Below are 16,150 nucleotides of genomic sequence, written 5' to 3' on the forward strand. Positions count from 1 at the left end.
TTTCAGCCCTTGACCCCGCCAGACGAGATCCCTTCAATGAAATACCGTTGCGCCGCGAAGAACACGATCAGCGCAGGTGCGATCGTCAGCACCGACATCGCCAGGATGCGGTTCCATTCGAAGGCTTCGGTGGTGTCGATGGAGAGTTTGAGCGCAAGGCTCACCGGATATTTGTCGACCGAGGACAGGTAGATCAGCGGTCCGAGGAAATCGTTCATCGTCCACATGAACTGGAACAGGCAGACCGAAATCAGCGCCGGCGCCAGCATCGGCACGACGATGTAAATCAGCGTCTGCAAGCTGTTGGCGCCATCCACCCGGGCGGCCTCTTCCATATCCGATGGCAGCGAGCGCAGGAACTGCACCAGCATGAAGACGAAGAAGGCATCACCAGCGAGCGCGGACGGCACCCAGAGCGGCAGGAAGCTGTCCAGCCAGCCGAGATCGCGGAACAGGATATATTGCGGAATGCGGGTGACGACATTCGGCAAAAGCAGGATGGCGATGACCGAGCCGAACAGGATCTTCTTCAGCGGAAAATCGAAGCGGGCAAAGGCATAGGCCGCCATGGTGCAGGAAATCGCCGTGCCGATGACCTTCGGCAGGATGATCAGGAAAGAATTCCAGAAGAACCGGCCGAACGTATAAGGCGTCGAGGTTTCCCAGCCGCGGACATAGCCGTCCAGTGTCGGGTTTTCCGGGATGAAACCGGCACCGGAGAAGATTTCCGAATTGGTCTTGAAGCTTGCGCCCACCAGCCAGATCAGCGGGTAGAGCATGACGAGACCGACCGCGAAGAGAAGCACGTAGCGCACGGAGGTGGAAAGCAGCCTGAGCCTTGCCCGGCGGGCCGCCTGCATGTCGTTGAGGGTTGCGATATCGGTCATGGCATCAATTCCGCTTGTCGCCGGCGTAATAGACCCACTTCTTCGATGACCAGAAGGCCACGAGGGTCAGCACGGTGATGATGGTGAAGAGCACCCAGGCAATGGCGGAGGCATAACCCATGTTGAACTTCTTGAAGGCCTCGTCATAGATGTAGAGAGGCAACAGGTAAGTGGACTTCAGCGGCCCGCCCTGGGTGATGATGTAAGGTCCGTTGAACTCCTGGAACGCCTGCACCATCTGCATGATGAGGTTGAAGAAGATCACCGGCGTCAGCAAGGGAAGGGTAATGAAGAAGAAGGTCTTTACCTTGCCGGCGCCATCAATCGCGGCCGCTTCGTAAAGCGATTTGTCGATGGACTGCAGCGCGGCGAGAAAGATCACCATGGCCGAACCAAACTGCCAGCAGCGCAACAGCGTGATGGTGAAAAGCGCATTGCCCGGATCGCCGAACCAGTCGACGGGCGATAGGCCGATGGCCGCCAGCGCCATGTTGGCGAGTCCTTCGCTCGCGAAGATGTAACGCCACAGCACCGCAATCGCGATCGAACCGCCGAGGATGGATGGCACATAAAAGGCAGTGCGGAAGAAGTTGATGAATTGCAGCTTGTAATTGAGTATGGCCGCAATGAACAGCGCGAAGGCAAGCTTCAGCGGCACCGTCAGGAACACGTAGAACAGGGTGACGTTCAGCGACTTCATGAAGGTACGGTCGCGGGTGAACAGCCGTTCGTAATTGGCAAGCCCGGCCCATGTGGGATCACTCATCAGGTCGTAACGGGTAAAACTAAGATACAGGGAGCCAAGGAAAGGGATTGCGGTAAAGACCAGCAGCCCGACGATATAAGGCGTCAGATATCCCAGCCCCAGAAAGCGCTGAGATTTCATGATGCGCCTCCCCGCGCCCCGATGGGACGCGAATGACAGAATTCAATTTCGTACAAGTGATTCTCCCGGAACGGGCGACGACGGGCGCATAAAAGCGCAATTCCACGTCGCGACCGTTCTCCTCCCTCATTGAAACGGCACTCAAAAGCGATTTATACGGTGACAAAACCAAATTTCCGCGCCAAGGTGAATTAACAAAGACGAGGAAAAAGATGGACGAAATCGAAGGTGGCATCCTGTCATCCGTTCCGCCTGCGGCGCTCAACCTCAACCTCACGCGCGCGACGATCAAGATGGAGCATTCGCGCACTTGGCAGATCGACAAATCCAACCCGGTGGACGATCTGATCATCTGCCTGGAAGGGCGCGGGCATTATCTCGTGGATGGCGAAGCACGGGTGCTGGAGCCGGGTGACGCCATGCTGATTTTCAGAGGGCAGCGCTTCGTCGGCTGGAACGAACAGGCCGTGACTTATCGCGGCGTGGCGCAGCACTTCAACCTCGATATTTACGGCCGCCACAACCTGATCGCGCAGATGGACCTGAGACCAAAGGTAAGACTGAGTCGCTGGTCGTTGCTGGAGCCACTTGTTCGTCACTACCGGCAGAGTGCGCCGCCCTCCTCCGTGACACTCGGCCAGCACCATCTTTTCATGGTGCTGCTGATTGCCTTTATCGATGATGCCTTTCTCGGATGGGTGGATCGCCCGAGCTTCCAGCCGGAGGGCACGGAAGGTCTCGATCTTGCCGTGATGAAGGCGATCACCATGATTTCGGCCAATCCGCTCGACCCCGATATTGCCGGCAGGGCGACCGAGGCGGCTCCCTATAATCGCGATTATTTCTTGCGGGAATTCCAGAAGCGGGTCGGTCGGACGCCGCGCAAATATCAGGAGTTCAAGCGCATGGAACGCGCCATGCATTTTCTTGAGGCGGGGCTTTCTGTCTCGGCAGCGGCCGCAGAAGTGGGTTATGGCGACCCCTATTATTTTTCACGCATGTTCAAACGCACGCTGGGCTTAAGTCCGCGCGACCATATGAACAGAATACGCCGCAGCCGGCACGGCAATCTCATGGCCTTTGACGAACACGAACAGCAAAGGCTGCTTGCCGATGAAATGGAAAAGGCCCCGGCATAGCGGGGCCTCGAAGGAGTATGATTATCCCGAATTGACCTATGCCCCCTTGAATGGAGGCAGCTTGAACAGCGCTTCCGGGTTTTCCACCAGCGCCCGATGGCGCGCCGCTTCATCCGGCAGCCAGCCGAGTATGAGTTCCGCAAGGCGGGCATCGTCGGGATAGGCGGCCGTCTCGCGAATGGAATTATGCGGCCAGTTGGTGCCCCACACGATTCGTTCCGGCGCATGGGCGGCGACAACGCGCGAAAAGGCGGCGACGTCCTCATAGGGCCAGTTCTCACGCGAACTTTCGTAAACGCCGGCGAACTTGAACCAGAGATTGCCGCGGTCGATGAGTTTCAAAAGCGCCGCCATTTCCGGGCCATCGGTTTTGATGCCCTTAAAGAACTTGCCGTGGTGATCGAACACCCACCGCGAGCGGATGTTCTGAAGACGCGGCAGGTGATCGAGCAGCGTATTGCCGTCGAATTGCACCGCCACCATCCAGTCGGCCGCATGCGCGCGCTCGTCCACGGCTTCCAGCTCGGACAGGTTTACCGCACCGCCCGGCAGGTCCATGATGCGCGCCCCGACCGCGCCGCTGGCGGTAAGCTTTTCCATATCCTTTTCGGTCGTCGTCGCATCAATGATGACCACGGCGCGGGCTGCCTCGCCCATTTCGGCGACGCAGGCGAGCGTGTTGCCATTATCGCGCTGATGGGCATTGCCCTGCGTGATGATGACCCGGTCTATGCCGAGCCATTGCATGAGGCGACGATAATCCTCCGGTCCAGGCAGAGCGCCCGGCGGCAGGCCAGGGCCACCCGGCAAGGCAGGATAGTGGGGCAGATACATGTGCATCTGCGTATCGACCGCGCCTCTCGGAAAGGCGGGATTCGGCGCTGCGCCGCTCAGTTTTCTGACGAGTTCGCTCATGGGTCTGGCATTCTGAATTCGGTCAATGCATCGCGGTTGATCTCGATGCCGAGACCGGGACCATCGGGAATGGCGACAACGCCGTTCACGGCCTCGAGAGACTCACGCAGGACGGCCTGGCGGAACGGATTATGGGTACGGTCAAATTCCATGATCGGCTCAATGGGGTTCGCACGCACCGGGTCCGGCGTCATCGCCGCCATGAATTGCAGTGCGGCGGCAATCTGCACGCCGGTGCCCCAGACATGCGGCACGATGCGCACGCCGTGCAGCGTGGCGAGCGTCGCGATCTTCTGCGTTTCGGAAAATCCGCCGCAGCCGCAGAGATCGGGCTGGAGAATATCCACGGCGCCGGCGCAAAGCGCCTGCCACATGCCATATCGCCCATGCCAGGTCTCACCGCCTGCAACCGGGATCGGTTGGCCGGCCCGCACCCGGGCATAGGCATCAAGCTGTTCGGGGACAACCGGCTCCTCGAACCAGTCGATGCAATATTCAGCGGCACGGTTGCCGAGCGTGATGGCTTCGGTGACGGTATAGCCGTGATTGGCGTCGATCATCAGCCGCATATCCGGCCCGATCGCCTCGCGCACGGCGACGATGACGCGAAGGTCTTCCTCGATGCCGAAGCCGATCTTTATCTTGCAGGCGTGAAAGCCATCCGCCCGCCGCTCGGCCATTTCGGAGGCGTTGTCGGAGACGCGGTCGACGCCATCGCGCTTGAAGCTGCCGGTCGCGTAGGCCTTCACGCTTTCGCGCCAGCGCCCGCCAAGCAGCATCGAGATTGAAGTGCCGTAGTGCTTGCCCTTGATATCCCAGAGCGCGATATCGATGCCCGACAATGCCGTGAGGCTGAGGCCGCGCTGGCCCTGATCACGCAGGGCATTATAAAGCACCGCCCAGATCTTTTCGGTCTGGCGCGGATCCTGGCCGATGAGCCAGCCGGAATAGGCCTGAACCACGGCCGCGTTGGGCCTCGCCGGACCGAGGCATTCGCCCCAGCCGACGGTCCCGTCGTCGCATTCGATTTCCACCAGAACATGGGCCCGCCGGTCGAAACGCATGGAGGCGCTTTCGAACGGCGTGTCCAGACGATGTTCAAGCAGATGCGTCCGCACCGCTGTGATTTTCATCGCTCCCCTCCCGTCATTCCGTCCTCAGGCCTTGCGCTTGTGCGTGCCGATCAGGGCTTCGAGCATTCCGACTTCCTCATTGGTCAAATCCTTCAGCGGCGCACGCACCGGACCGGCATCGAAGCCCTGCAGGCGCACGCCAGCCTTGATGGCGGAGACGGCGTAACCCTTGGCGCGGTTGCGGATCGCCATGAACGGATAGAAGAATTCCGTCAGGATACGCTCGCAGGTGGTGCGTTCGCCGGCTCGCAGGGCGGCGTAGAACTCATTGGCAAGACCGGGAACGAAGTTGAAGACGGCCGAGGAATAGGTGGTGAAACCAGCGCCGAGATAGGCTTCGGCAAACAGTTCCGCCGTCGGCATGCCACCGAGATACATCAGGCGGTCGCCCATCTTGGCGGTGATCTGGCGAACGAGGCCGATATCGCCGGTGCCGTCCTTGAAGCCGACGAGGTTCGGGCATTCGTCGCAGAGACGCGCCAGCGTATCCGCCTGCAGCACGGAATTGTCACGGTTGTAAACCATGACGCCGATGCCGACCGACTGGCACACCTTCTTGATGTGGGCGTAAAGCCCTTCCTGTGGCGCATCGATAAGGTAATGCGGCAGAAGCAGGATGCCGTCTGCGCCGACCTTTTCGACCGAGCGGGCAATATCGACGGCGATCTCGGTGCCGTAACCACAGCCGGAAACGATGGCGGTTTCACCGGCCACTTCCTTGGCGGCAGCAACGATCGTCGGGATTTCATTCGGCTTTAGCGAGAAGAATTCGCCCGTACCGCCGGCGGCAAACAGCACCGGCGCCTTGTAACCGGCGAGCCACTCCACATGCGCCCTGTAGCTATCGGCGGCAAAACGACCCTCGGCATCGAAATGGGTGACCGGGAAGGACAGCAGACCGGAGCCGAGCGCCGTCTTGATTTGTTCGGGGTTCATCATCGAAATTCCTCTGCAAGTTCACTGACTGAACGTCACCTAAACTGCTTGCCGCATATTTGTCAACAAGTCATCATACAAGTTATATGATGAATTTTGAAAACTGGCGCGGATCATCGCGCCAGCCAGCCACCATCGACATTCAGAATGGCGCCATGCACATAGTCCGCCGCCGCAGATGACAGAAAAACCGCGGCCCCGGCGATGTCTTCCGAGCGCCCCCAGCGGCCGGCCGGGATGCGCTCGAGAATGGCCTTGTTACGGGCCGCATCGGCGCGTAGCGCCTCGGTATTGTTGGTTTCGATATAACCGGGCGCAATGGCATTCACATTGATGCCCTTGGCGGCCCATTCATTCGCCAGGAGTTTGGTTAGGCCGGCGACACCATGTTTCGCCGCCGTATAGGACGGCACGCGAATACCGCCCTGAAAGGAAAGGAGCGAAGCGATATTGACCACCTTGCCGGACTGGCCTTTCGCCAGCAGCTCTTTTGCAAAAGCCTGGGTGGTGAAAAACAGCGCCTTGAGATTGACGTCCATCACCTCGTCCCAGTCGAGTTCGGAGAACTCGACGGAATCGGCACGGCGGATGATACCGGCATTGTTGACGAGAATATCGAAACCGGCGCCGGCAAAACTGTCCTTCGCCGCCAGCGGATCGGCAAAATCGATGGACAATGCGCTGGCCTTGCCGCCGTCACTGGCGATCATCTCCAGCGTTTCATCCGGCGCGCGGCGGGCGGCGCAGACCACCTCCGCACCGGCAGCGGCGAGCCCAACCGCAATCGCCTGGCCAAGCCCCGTATTCGCGCCGGTGACGAGCGCCTTACGCCCTTGAAGCGAAAAGGGATTCTTCATTTCAGGTCTCCCGGCTGAATGAAGTCCATGTCGGTGTAATCGACATTGTCGCCCGCCATGGCCCAGATGAAGGTGTAAGAACCGATGCCGGCGCCGGAATGGATGGACCAGGGCGGGGAAATCGCGCCCTCTTCATTCGAAATGAACAGATGCCGGGTCTCCTGCGGCTCACCCATCAGATGCAGCACGCGGGACTTCTCATCCATGCCGAAATAGAGATAGGCCTCCATGCGGCGGTCATGAATATGCGAGGGAACGGTGTTCCAGACGGAGCCATCCTCAAGCGTCGTATAACCCAGCACCAGCTGGCAGCTTTCCATGACCAGCGGATGGATGAACTGGTTGATGGTGCGCTTGTTGGAGGTTTCGGTCGCGCCGAGCTTGACCTCTTTGCTGCTGGCCAGCGTCACGAGCTTCGCCGGCAGGCTGCGATGCGCCGGGCAGGAGGTGATGTAGAATCGCCCTGCCCCGTCAAAGGTCACCGCGCCGCTGCCTGCACCGAGATAAAGCACGTCACCGCGATTGAGGGTGTAGGTCTCGCCGCCGGCGCTGACCGTTCCGGTCTCGCCGATATTGACGATGCCCATCTCGCGCCGGTCGAGGAAGGACGGTGTTTTGGTTTCTTCCACCTTGTCCAGCGTCAGCGGCGCACCGTTCGGCACAGCACCGCCCATCACGAAGCGGTCATAATGGGTATAGATCAGCCTGATTTCGCCGGAACGGAACATGTCGTTGGCGAGGAAATGCCGACGGAGCCCTTCGGTATCCAGCGTTTTTGCATATTCCGGGTTCACGGCCTGCCTTGTTTCAACGGTCAACATCAAACTCATCCCTCATGATTGTTGCGTATAGCACATAATATATGTTATCCGCTTTTTGTACGATCTGTATGACAAGGTCAAGGGGTGAAGCCATATCTCGACCGCATCGGAGACGTGCAAGCGCTAAGGGAGACTGGCAATGAAACGGCTTCTTGTTACCGGTGCGGCAGGCCAACTCGGTCGCATGATGCGTCAACGTCTCGCGCCAATGGCGGAGATTTTGCGTCTTGCCGATCTCGCCCCGCTCGATCCGGCTGGGCCTAACGAGGAATGTGTGCAATGCGACCTGGCCGATGCGGCAGCCGTCGACGCTATGGTGGCCGGCTGCGACGGCATCGTGCATCTGGGCGGCATCTCCGTGGAAAAGCCCTTCGAGCAGATTCTCCAGGGCAATATCATCGGGCTGTATAATCTCTATGAGGCCGCCCGCGCCCACGGCCAGCCGCGCATCATCTTCGCCAGTTCGAACCATACGATCGGTTATTACCCGCAGACGGAGAGGCTTGGACCGGATGTTCCCTTCCGCCCGGATGGGCTTTACGGCGTCTCCAAATGTTTCGGCGAGAGCCTTGCCCGCATGTATTTCGAGAAATTCGGCCAGGAGACCGCGCTTGTCCGCATCGGCTCCTGCACGCCGGAACCCCTTAATTACCGCATGCTGTCCACCTGGTTTTCGCATGATGATTTCGTCTCGCTGATCGAGGCGGCGTTCCGCGCACCCGTGCTCGGCTGCCCCATCGTCTGGGGCGCGTCGGCCAACGATGCGAGCTGGTGGGACAATTCGCATCTCGGCTTTATTGGATGGAAACCGAAGGACAATGCCGAGGCCTTCCGCCGGAAGATTGCCGAAACGACGCCGCAGCCGGACGCGCGCGACCCGATTGTCCGCTTTCAGGGTGGCGTGTTTGTCGACAACCCGATCTTCAAGGAGACGTGAAATGTCGCACGGACGTTTCCCGCTAAAACGGCGGGATTGCATGCCAGGCCGCGAATGACGTATCGAGGAACGGTGCACGCAACCGACATTTTTTAGAACGGCGACCAAGATGACAAAAGCGACAAGCTCCGAACCGGCATCTCCACAAGGCAGAACGCTTGTGGTGAGGGTTTCGGAGGAACTCCGCAGCCAGATCGCCAAGGGCCGTTACAAGACGGGCGAACGCCTGCCCTCCGAAGCGCAGATGACGCAGGAATTCGGTGTCAGCCGTACCGTGGTGCGGGAGGCGATCGCCTCGCTGCGATCCGACGGTCTGGTGGAGCCGCGTCAGGGCGCGGGTGTTTTCGTACTGGAACCCGCACCTACGGAGCGACGTCCCTTCCACAATGTCGATCTTGCGCGCGTCTCCTCGCTGATCGAAATGCTGGAATTGCGCACCGCCGTCGAAGGTGATGCCGCCGGTTTTGCCGCCATTCGCCGCTCGCCGGCGCAGGAGGAAAAGATCATCGAGGCCTTCGATGCCTTCCGCGCCAGCGCCACCAGGGGCGTGCCGACGGCGGAAGCCGATTTCGCCTTCCATCTCGCCATTGCCGAAGCGACCAACAATCCCCGCTTCAGCGAGTTTTTGCAGGTGCTCGGCCCCACCCTCATTCCGCGCCGCGCCGTGGCCGAAAACGGCGCGGAAACCGTGCTTTCGCCCGCCGATCTCGCCCGACTCGTCGGTGAACACGAAGCGATCCTGATCGCGATACAGGACGGCGACGAAGAGGCGGCGCGCAGCGCCATGCGCAGCCACCTGAAAAGCAGCCAGACGCGTTATCGCTCCATGCTGCGCGCGCCGCGCTGAGATCGCCAGTTAAAACCGCATTGCATGACCGAGGAGAACGATATGCAGCAGCTTCCGACCTTCCCCACCGTTTCCCCCGACGATGGCGTGGAGCGCACCGTGCTTTCCGAAGCGCCGGAATTGATGGTGGTCTCCTTCCGCTTCAAAACCGGCGCCGAAGGCAGGCTGCATAGCCATCCGCATGTGCAATCCACCTATGTCGCCAGCGGCAGCTTCCGCTTTTACCGCGACGGTGAGGCCTACGATCTTCAGAAGGGCGACAGTCTCGTCATTCCCGGCCATATCGAGCATGGCTGCCTGTGTCTGGAAGAGGGCGAGCTGATCGACTGCTTTACCCCGCGCCGCGACGATTTTCTCTGATCCGGCGCTCAGTTCGCCGATAAATCCCGCAGGGTGCGTGGCAGGCTGTTCATGCATTCCGCGCCGGAGGCGGTGACAAGGAACTGGTCCTCGATCATCAGCGCTCCCAGTCCTTCGCCATAAAACGGCGCTTCAACCGCAACGACCATGCCGGGAAGAATGATTTCCGGATTGTCATGGGAAAAGAACGGCCATTCCTCGATGCCCACGCCGCCGCCGACGGAATGGCCGAAATGGCCGCGATAATATTCGCTGAAACCATCGCTGCGCATCGAGGCCAGCATGGCGGCGTGCACCGCACCGAATGTGTTGCCGGGACGAAGCACTTCCAGCCCACGGGCAAAGGCCGCCTCCAACGCGCTGAAAACATCAGCGGCCAGCGGCGAGACCGGCCCCCACGAAAAACTCCGCGCGCCATCCGATGAATAACCGTCGACCAGCGTGCCGACATCGGCCTTGATGAGCGCTCCCGGCGTAACAACCGCCGCCATATCCGACAGGGCCGGGCCGACGGAAATATAGTCCCAATGCCCGCTCAGCGAAAAACCGGATGTCGCAGCATGCGCCTGTACGCCGGATTTCCAGGCGGCGGAGAGCTGACCAAGGGCTGCTCCCGGTCGGACGGCGGCCGCCATCGCGACCAACCCTGCCTCAGCAGCGGCTGCCGCCTGCCTGAGAAGTTTGATCTCGCGTTCGGATTTTACCGCCCTCAGACGTTTGAGCACCGTCGAACCATCAATCCAGTTCACGTGGGGCAGCGCCTGACGCAGGGCCAAAAAATCGGCGGCAGGCATGAATTCAAGGTCCACACCAATACGCGCCGCAGACAGCCCGCGCTCCCGCAGCAGATCGGAGAGCAGGCCGAAACAGGCGGCACGATCGAATATCTCCGGCCGCGGCCCACCGGAATTGTTGCGGCGATAGGCGTCATCTACCTGCGGGACGGTTTCGGCACCGGACAGATCGACCATATCGATCCAGATGCGATGGCAGCGCAGATCGACATCAGGTACCGCCTTCCTGACGAGCGGAGCGGCATGATCGCTGACAACGGCGGCGAGCGTCACCCCGGCATCGGCTGGAACGAGCGCAATCGCTGAACCAGCCCTGCCCCACATGGTCGCCACGCCGGCAGGAGCACCAACGGCATAACGGAAGGCTTCGGGCTGGAACAGCACCAGCGCATCAATGTCCGCCTCCCGCATCAGCTGCTGCGCACGGCTTCGGTCGATATCGCTCATGGGAACCCCGGTGATTGTTTGGCGGCAGGTTTGTGAACCTACGCTTTAGCAGTCACCGGGAGAGGAAAGAAGGTGGAAGATGACCTCTCTATGCCGAGTATTGTCAGTTGCGCGAGCGCTTCCCGCTTGTTTCTTCTCCTCGCCGGGGAGAAGTCCGCGGCAGCGGGATGAGGGGGCAAGGGTAGAGTTATCCGGAGAGCTGGCCCCCTCATCCGACCCTTCGGGCCACCTTCTCCCCGGCGGGGAGAAGAAACGGGCGACAACATCTTGCCCAATATCGTTGAGGCGGTGGATAAACCCGCCGCCTCATTACTTTTCACGCCTCCAGCCACTTCACCTGCTCGGCTGTCAGCCTTATATCCAGCGCCGAAAGACTGTCCTCCAGCTCCGCAATCGTGCGCGGCCCGATCAACGGAATGACAGGGAAAGGCTGGGCGATGACATAGGCGAGCGCGATATGGATCGGGTGCCGCCCAAGTTCTTGGGCAAGCTCGATCGCCCTGTCCCGGCGAACGAAATTGCGGTCGGAATACCAGACGCGGACGATTTCTTCATCGTCCTGCTTGTCCCGCCCGGCACGCTCGGTGAAGAAACCGCGCCCCTGGCTGGACCAGGCGAAGTTGGGGATCTGACGCTGTTGCAGCCATTCTTTCCACTCGTCATCCGATGCAGCGACGCAGCCCGCCCAGATAGGGTCGAGCATTTCCGCCAGCGAAAAATTGTTGGAAAGCGCGGCTGGCGCCTGCTTGCTGTTCTTCGCAGCATAGGCGGCCGCCTCATCCATACGTTCGCGTGTCCAGTTGGAGCCGCCAAAAATGCCGCGAATGCGCCCGCGCCGGACTTCGGCATCCATGGCGTCGACGAACTCGCCGACCGGAACCTCCAGATTATCGCGATGCATGAAATAGGCATCGACATAATCCGTCTTCAGCCGCGCGAGCGACTGATCGAGCTGCTTTGCTATCATATCAGGATAGCAGAGCGGCGAATGTGCGCCCTTGCCGATCAGCACGATCTCTTCGCGCGGCACGTTACGGCTGGTGTGCCAGTCGCCGAAAATCGTCTCCGTCTTGCCTGCGCCGTAGACATAGGCCGTATCGAAGAGGTTGCCGCCCGCTTCATAGAAGGCATCCAGCGTCAGCGATGCGGAGGCGAAATTGGGGAAGAATTCGAAACCGAGCGCGACCACGGAAGCGGGTTTGGCAAGGCCCGGAATCTGCCGTTTCGGCACTGCGTTTCCGGCCACGACCTTGCCGCCGGCAATATTCGTGACGCGCGACGTTGCTTTTTCAACGCTGTATTCAAGCCCGACGGAAGCCCGCCATTGATCCATGACACGCAGATTGCCGAGGCTGTCCACCCAGGCCATGCCGGGTGCGTCGAATTCCATTTTGCCATGCCGGATCGCCTCGCCGGCCGCGTCGACCTCGAAGGAATAAAGCCAGCGATCCTCCGGCAACTCGATGGTTTCCACCTTGTCGCCCCTGATAATATCGATCCGCCCGGTGCCGCCCTTGTGGCCGGCGGCGAACCAGAAATCCTTGACCTCGATACGGCCCTCCGAGCCGATGATGCGCAGCACATTGTCCTGCGCCGCCATGATCGAGCACGAAACTTCGGCAACAATGCCGTTTGCGAATTTCATCACGGCCGAGGCCCATTCATCGACGCCCGACTGGCCGAGATGGGCGACGCCCGCCACCTTTTCCGGTTCGGCGAAGGGTTTTCCGTCCACGGCGCCGGCGATCAGCCGCACCATGGAAACCGGATAACCGCCGACATCGAGAATGCCGCCGCCCGCCGTTTCATTGGCGAAAAGCCGGTGATCGGCCCGGAACGAGCCCATGTTGAAACCGAAGCTGGAGCGGATGATGCGGATATCGCCGATGGCGCGGGCTTTCACGAGTTCCAGCAATTTCGACGTCTGCGGATGCAGGCGATACATATAGGCTTCGCCGGCGAAAACGCCGGCCTTTTTCGCCTCGTGGAAAATGGCGTCGGCATCATAGGCTGAGAGCGCGATGGGTTTTTCCACCAGCACGTTCTTACCCGCCCGGATCGCCTTGATCGCCCATTCGGCATGGCCGGTGTGGGGTGTGGCGATGTAGACGGCGTCGATATCGGGATCGGCAAGCAGCGCATCGTACCCATGGATCACACGCGCACCGGCAAAGGCCTCGGCAAGGCCGGGCCTATCCGGATTGCGTGTGGCGATGGCCTCTAACCTGCCGGTTCGGGAATGGGCAATGCCATCGGCAAAAGTTCTGGCGATGGTGCCCGGGCCGATGATGCCCCAGCGGATCGGTTGTTCGGTCGTCATGAAATCCTCGTCCTTCATATCAATCTTGGGTGCTTGGGAAAGGGTTCAGCGCAGGCGGTCGCCCTCGCTGTCGAAAATGAAAGCCCTGCGGGCGGAAAGGCCGACAGTCAGCCGGTCACGATTGCCGACATCGCGCGATTCCGGTCGCTCGATGATGAGCTGCTCGCCGCCTTGCGCACGCGCGTAGACATAGCTGGTATTGCCGAGATGTTCGGCGACATCGACATGAACGGTGAGATCAGCATCGCCTGCGCCCGCATCGGTAAAGTGCTCTGGCCGGATGCCGAGCGACACTCTGGCTCCCTCGTTCAAACGGGCCGTGACCGGCAGGCTCAGCCGCACCGTAGGATCGCTGTCGAGAGAGAGCGTGACGCCCTCCGCGCTGCTGCCGACGATGGTGGCGTCGAGAAAATTCATCTTCGGCGAACCGACGAAACCGGCAACGAAACGGTTGGCGGGATCGTCGTAAAGATCGAGCGGCGCGCCGACCTGCTCGATATTGCCCGCCCGCAGCACGACGATCTTGTCGGCAAGCGTCATCGCCTCGGTCTGGTCATGCGTCACATAGATCATCGTGGTGCCGAGCTGCTTGTGCAGCCGCGAGATTTCCACGCGCATCTGCACCCGCAATTCCGCATCGAGGTTCGACAGCGGCTCATCGAACAGGAAGACCTGCGGTTCGCGCACGATGGCGCGGCCGATGGCCACACGTTGGCGCTGGCCGCCGGAAAGCTGTTTCGGGCGTCGCTCCATCAGCTCGTTGATCTGCAGGATTTCCGCGGCGCGTTTGACCCGCTTTTGCGTATCGGCCTTGGGGTTACCGTTCATCCTGAGCCCGAATGAGAGGTTTTCGGCCACCGTCATATGCGGATAAAGCGCATAGGACTGGAACACCATGGCAATGCCGCGATCGGCCGGATCGGCATCGCTGACCGTCTTGCCGCCAATCACGATATCGCCACCGGAAATATCTTCCAGCCCGGCGATCATTCTGAGAAGCGTGGATTTGCCGCAGCCGGAGGGGCCGACGAAAACGACGAATTCCCCGTCTTTCACCTCCAGATTTGCGCCATGGATCACCTCCAGCGCGCCATAACGCTTCACAACGTTTTTGAGCGAAAGTTCCGCCATGCGGCCTCCCCTTACTTGACTGCCCCGGCGGAAATGCCGGCGATGAAGTGGCGCTGCAAAGCCACGAAAACCACGAGGATGGGTGCGGTGAGCAGCACGGCCCCCGCCATGATGCCGCCCCATGACACTTTGGTCAGCCCGATGAGGGTGCCAAGCGCCACGGGTGCGGTCATCATTCCTGGGCGGGAATTGATGAGAAGCGGCCAGAGGTAATTGTTCCACGAGGCCAGGAAGAGAATGATCGACAGTGCCGCCATGGTGGGCCGTGCCAGTGGCAGGGCGATGCGCAGGAAAATCTGCCATTCCTTGACGCCCTCCACCCTTGCCGCATCGAAAAGCTCGGTCGGCATCATCGAGAAGGATTGTCGCATGAACAAAACGCCGAGGGAATTGAACAGCGGCGGCACGATCAGGGCCACCCAGGTGTTGGCCAGCTTGAATTCGCGCGCCACCATGATGAACTGCGGGATAACGACAACGGCAAAAGGCAAGGTAATGGTCCCGAGAATGATGGCGATCACCACCCTGCGTCCGGCAAAGCGGTAACGCGCCAGCGCCCAGCCCGCCATGGAGGTCAGGAACACCGAAAGAACTGTGTAGATGACGGCAACGGTGATCGAGATGAACATGGCCCTGAGGAAATTGGTATCCGCCTGCAGGTTGTTGAAATTCTCGATGAAGTTGGTGGAGGGCGCCAGCACGATATCAGGGCTGAAAATGCCGTAATCCGGCATGGTCGAGAATACGAACATCATCCACAGCGGAAACAGCCAGACGATGGCAAGCGGCGTCAGCGCCGCATGCAGGGCGATCTTCTGCCAGAAAAGCGATCTCGATTTCGATCTCATTTCGGCTCCCTCCCGACCCAGAGATTGAGGAGTGAAATGGCGATGGCAAGCGCCGCCATGGTGTAGGCAATGGCCGAGGCGTAACCGAAATTGAGCGACGTGAAGCCTTGGCGATAGAGGAACAGCCCCAGCGTTTCCGTGCCGCCGCCCGGCCCGCCCCTGTTAGTGATGAGGAAGGGTTCGGCAAACAGCTGCATGGTGCCGATGACCGACAGCACGACGCAGAACAGGATGATGGGTTTAAGCAACGGCAGGGTGATGTAAAAGAACTGCTGCCGCTTGCTGACCTTGTCCAGCGTCGCCGCTTCATAGACATCGCCAGGAATCGATTGCAGACCGGCCAGGATGATGATGGCGTTATACCCCGCCCAACGCCAGGTGACCGCGATGATGACGAGCGCCATGGCCGCATTGGCATTGTCGAACCACGAGACGGGCGAAAGGCCGGCGGAGGTGATGAGCTTGTTGATGATGCCGAAATCGGCGCTGAACATCAGCCGGAAGACAGCCGCATAGGCCACCTCGCCAACGACGACTGGAGCAAAGAAGGCGAAGCGGTAAAGCGGCCGGACTTTCAGCAGCGGCGAATTCAACAGCACCGCCATGACGGTGGCGAGCGCGATCATCACCGGCACCTGAATGACCAGAATGATCAGCGTATTATAAAGCGCATTATAAAAGGCCGGATCGGAAACGAGCCGCCCCCAGTTCATGGAGGGCGCGAACCGCCATGGGTTGATGCGGGTATTCTGGAACGACAGCATGAACGAGCTGATGATCGGCCAGACCCAGAAGGTGGCGAAAATCAGGAGATAGGGCGCAAGGAACGCATAAGCGATCCTGTTCCTAGACGGCATGACGACCTCCAGAAGCCGGACGATGGCCGGATAAA

16 protein-coding genes are annotated in these 16,150 nt (G+C 60.2%); 4 read left to right on the forward strand and 12 right to left on the reverse strand.

Annotated elements, in window-relative coordinates; genetic code table 11:
• Positions 1–2: 2 nt before the first annotated feature.
• Both ACQZ48_RS00365 and ACQZ48_RS00370 read right to left on the reverse strand, forming a co-directional pair.
• Complete coding sequence (locus ACQZ48_RS00365; RefSeq protein ID WP_191218182.1) at positions 3–887, reverse strand: carbohydrate ABC transporter permease; 885 nt, start codon at positions 885–887, stop codon at positions 3–5.
• Between the two features lie 4 nt (positions 888–891).
• Entirely contained in the window at positions 892–1,773 is an 882-nt protein-coding gene (locus ACQZ48_RS00370) for a carbohydrate ABC transporter permease (RefSeq protein WP_006311867.1), read from the reverse strand.
• 212 nt (positions 1,774–1,985) lie between these two features.
• Between ACQZ48_RS00370 and ACQZ48_RS00375 the strand changes: the two genes are divergently transcribed.
• Positions 1,986–2,912: a helix-turn-helix domain-containing protein gene (locus ACQZ48_RS00375; protein ID WP_448728327.1), complete on the forward strand. Its 927-nt coding sequence runs from the start codon at positions 1,986–1,988 to the stop codon at positions 2,910–2,912.
• A 36-nt stretch (positions 2,913–2,948) separates the two neighbouring features.
• Here the strand turns inward: ACQZ48_RS00375 and ACQZ48_RS00380 are convergent, their stop codons facing one another.
• From ACQZ48_RS00380 to kduI, 5 genes are all read right to left on the reverse strand, one after another.
• A complete protein-coding gene (locus tag ACQZ48_RS00380; RefSeq protein WP_448728328.1) occupies positions 2,949–3,827 on the reverse strand; it encodes a D-galactarolactone isomerase in 879 nt (292 codons plus the stop codon).
• The gene (locus ACQZ48_RS00385) at positions 3,824–4,960 is read right to left on the reverse strand and encodes a D-galactarolactone cycloisomerase (protein WP_448728329.1); all 1,137 of its coding nucleotides are present in this window, start codon (positions 4,958–4,960) and stop codon (positions 3,824–3,826) included. Before ACQZ48_RS00385 ends, ACQZ48_RS00380 begins: the two co-directional genes overlap by 4 nt.
• A gap of 24 nt (positions 4,961–4,984) precedes the next feature.
• Positions 4,985–5,896 (reverse strand): 5-dehydro-4-deoxyglucarate dehydratase, encoded by a 912-nt coding sequence (gene kdgD / locus ACQZ48_RS00390; RefSeq protein WP_448728330.1) that lies wholly within the window; start codon positions 5,894–5,896, stop codon positions 4,985–4,987.
• Positions 5,897–6,009: 113 nt separating this feature from the next.
• Positions 6,010–6,753, reverse strand: a complete 744-nt coding sequence (gene kduD / locus ACQZ48_RS00395; RefSeq protein ID WP_448728331.1) for a 2-dehydro-3-deoxy-D-gluconate 5-dehydrogenase KduD — start codon at positions 6,751–6,753, stop codon at positions 6,010–6,012.
• Positions 6,750–7,574, reverse strand: coding sequence for a 5-dehydro-4-deoxy-D-glucuronate isomerase (gene kduI, locus ACQZ48_RS00400; protein ID WP_142913965.1), 825 nt, complete (start codon positions 7,572–7,574; stop codon positions 6,750–6,752). Before kduI ends, kduD begins: the two co-directional genes overlap by 4 nt.
• A 139-nt stretch (positions 7,575–7,713) precedes the next feature.
• On the opposite strand from kduI, the gene ACQZ48_RS00405 reads away from it, so the two are divergent.
• From ACQZ48_RS00405 to ACQZ48_RS00415, 3 genes are all read left to right on the forward strand, one after another.
• The gene (locus ACQZ48_RS00405) at positions 7,714–8,511 is read left to right on the forward strand and encodes an NAD-dependent epimerase/dehydratase family protein (RefSeq protein ID WP_142913966.1); all 798 of its coding nucleotides are present in this window, start codon (positions 7,714–7,716) and stop codon (positions 8,509–8,511) included.
• Between the two features lie 109 nt (positions 8,512–8,620).
• Positions 8,621–9,358 (forward strand): FadR/GntR family transcriptional regulator, encoded by a 738-nt coding sequence (locus tag ACQZ48_RS00410; protein ID WP_448728332.1) that lies wholly within the window; start codon positions 8,621–8,623, stop codon positions 9,356–9,358.
• A gap of 42 nt (positions 9,359–9,400) precedes the next feature.
• Positions 9,401–9,718, forward strand: a complete 318-nt coding sequence (locus tag ACQZ48_RS00415) for a cupin domain-containing protein (protein ID WP_003522691.1) — start codon at positions 9,401–9,403, stop codon at positions 9,716–9,718.
• Positions 9,719–9,726: 8 nt separating this feature from the next.
• On the opposite strand, the gene ACQZ48_RS00420 is transcribed toward ACQZ48_RS00415, so the two are convergent.
• The 5 genes from ACQZ48_RS00420 to ACQZ48_RS00440 form a co-directional block, all read right to left on the reverse strand.
• Entirely contained in the window at positions 9,727–10,959 is a 1,233-nt protein-coding gene (locus tag ACQZ48_RS00420) for a M24 family metallopeptidase (protein WP_448728333.1), read from the reverse strand.
• A 316-nt stretch (positions 10,960–11,275) separates the two neighbouring features.
• Positions 11,276–13,279, reverse strand: coding sequence for an aldo/keto reductase (locus ACQZ48_RS00425; RefSeq protein WP_448728334.1), 2,004 nt, complete (start codon positions 13,277–13,279; stop codon positions 11,276–11,278).
• 45 nt (positions 13,280–13,324) lie between these two features.
• The gene (locus tag ACQZ48_RS00430; RefSeq protein WP_448728335.1) at positions 13,325–14,410 is read right to left on the reverse strand and encodes an ABC transporter ATP-binding protein; all 1,086 of its coding nucleotides are present in this window, start codon (positions 14,408–14,410) and stop codon (positions 13,325–13,327) included.
• An 11-nt stretch (positions 14,411–14,421) separates the two neighbouring features.
• Positions 14,422–15,258, reverse strand: coding sequence for a carbohydrate ABC transporter permease (locus ACQZ48_RS00435; RefSeq protein ID WP_077984220.1), 837 nt, complete (start codon positions 15,256–15,258; stop codon positions 14,422–14,424).
• Positions 15,255–16,115: a carbohydrate ABC transporter permease gene (locus ACQZ48_RS00440; RefSeq protein WP_448728336.1), complete on the reverse strand. Its 861-nt coding sequence runs from the start codon at positions 16,113–16,115 to the stop codon at positions 15,255–15,257. Before ACQZ48_RS00440 ends, ACQZ48_RS00435 begins: the two co-directional genes overlap by 4 nt.
• Between the last annotated feature and the right edge of the window lie 35 nt (positions 16,116–16,150).

The organism is Agrobacterium sp. 22-209-1 (genome assembly GCF_053522485.1).

Bases quoted from the DNA above. Each gene is read 5' to 3' on its own strand.
- ACQZ48_RS00430 (WP_448728335.1), bottom strand. From the start codon at position 14,410: ATGGCGGAACTTTCGCTCAAAAACGTTGTGAAGCGTTATGGCGCGCTG.
- ACQZ48_RS00440 (WP_448728336.1), bottom strand. From the start codon at position 16,115: ATGCCGTCTAGGAACAGGATCGCTTATGCGTTCCTTGCGCCCTATCTC.
- kdgD (WP_448728330.1), bottom strand. From the start codon at position 5,896: ATGAACCCCGAACAAATCAAGACGGCGCTCGGCTCCGGTCTGCTGTCC.
- ACQZ48_RS00420 (WP_448728333.1), bottom strand. From the start codon at position 10,959: ATGAGCGATATCGACCGAAGCCGTGCGCAGCAGCTGATGCGGGAGGCG.
- kduI (WP_142913965.1), bottom strand. From the start codon at position 7,574: ATGTTGACCGTTGAAACAAGGCAGGCCGTGAACCCGGAATATGCAAAA.
- ACQZ48_RS00405 (WP_142913966.1), top strand. From the start codon at position 7,714: ATGAAACGGCTTCTTGTTACCGGTGCGGCAGGCCAACTCGGTCGCATG.
- ACQZ48_RS00410 (WP_448728332.1), top strand. From the start codon at position 8,621: ATGACAAAAGCGACAAGCTCCGAACCGGCATCTCCACAAGGCAGAACG.
- ACQZ48_RS00385 (WP_448728329.1), bottom strand. From the start codon at position 4,960: ATGAAAATCACAGCGGTGCGGACGCATCTGCTTGAACATCGTCTGGAC.
- ACQZ48_RS00380 (WP_448728328.1), bottom strand. From the start codon at position 3,827: ATGAGCGAACTCGTCAGAAAACTGAGCGGCGCAGCGCCGAATCCCGCC.
- ACQZ48_RS00425 (WP_448728334.1), bottom strand. From the start codon at position 13,279: ATGACGACCGAACAACCGATCCGCTGGGGCATCATCGGCCCGGGCACC.
- ACQZ48_RS00370 (WP_006311867.1), bottom strand. From the start codon at position 1,773: ATGAAATCTCAGCGCTTTCTGGGGCTGGGATATCTGACGCCTTATATC.
- kduD (WP_448728331.1), bottom strand. From the start codon at position 6,753: ATGAAGAATCCCTTTTCGCTTCAAGGGCGTAAGGCGCTCGTCACCGGC.
- ACQZ48_RS00415 (WP_003522691.1), top strand. From the start codon at position 9,401: ATGCAGCAGCTTCCGACCTTCCCCACCGTTTCCCCCGACGATGGCGTG.
- ACQZ48_RS00375 (WP_448728327.1), top strand. From the start codon at position 1,986: ATGGACGAAATCGAAGGTGGCATCCTGTCATCCGTTCCGCCTGCGGCG.
- ACQZ48_RS00365 (WP_191218182.1), bottom strand. From the start codon at position 887: ATGACCGATATCGCAACCCTCAACGACATGCAGGCGGCCCGCCGGGCA.
- ACQZ48_RS00435 (WP_077984220.1), bottom strand. From the start codon at position 15,258: ATGAGATCGAAATCGAGATCGCTTTTCTGGCAGAAGATCGCCCTGCAT.